This window comes from Pseudomonas sp. RW407, from assembly GCF_003176655.1.
Classification (GTDB): domain Bacteria; phylum Pseudomonadota; class Gammaproteobacteria; order Pseudomonadales; family Pseudomonadaceae; genus Pseudomonas; species Pseudomonas delhiensis.
Genome location: NZ_QGSL01000054.1, coordinates 1 through 655 on the forward strand (window position 1 = coordinate 1; position 655 = coordinate 655).

Here is a 655-nt window from a genome sequence, read left to right on the forward strand (position 1 = left end):
AAGAATCGGCCTACGGCGGCATCAGACCGCCCCTTCGCGTGCTGCAGGAGAACCACAACAATGACCGCCAGCCCCTTGCTCACCCTGTTCCTGCCCGTGGCCCTGGGCATCATCATGCTCGGCCTCGGGCTGTCCCTGACCTTAGCCGACTTCGCCCGCGTCGTGCGCTACCCCAGGCCGGTGCTCATCGGCCTGGTGTGCCAGATCGTCCTGCTGCCGCTGGCCTGCTTCTTCATCACCCTCGGCTTCGCCCTGGAGGCGGCGCTGGCGGTGGGCATGATGCTGCTGGCCGCGTCCCCCGGCGGCACCACGGCCAACCTCTACAGCCACCTGGCCCACGGCGACGTGGCGCTGAACATCACCCTGACGGCGGTGAACTCGGTGATCGCCATCTTCACCATGCCGCTGATCGTCAACCTGTCGCTGGTCTACTTCATGGACGAAGGCCAGGCCATCCCGCTGCAGTTCGGCAAGGTGCTGCAGGTGTTCGTCATCGTCCTCGGCCCGGTGGCCATCGGCATGCTGGTGCGGCGCCTGGCGCCGGCGCTGGCGGCGGCCCTGGAGAAACCGGTGAAGATCCTCTCGGCGCTGCTGCTGGCGGTGATCATCGTCATCGCCGTGAGCAGGGACTGGCAGACCTTCGTCACCTACGCCC

General features: G+C 67.2%; 1 protein-coding gene. It reads left to right on the forward strand.

The window, feature by feature from the left end; translation table 11 throughout:
* Positions 1 to 60: 60 nt before the first annotated feature.
* Positions 61 to 655 (forward strand): bile acid:sodium symporter family protein (locus DK254_RS05765; protein WP_109933018.1); only part of this gene is annotated, 595 nt, incomplete at its 3' end.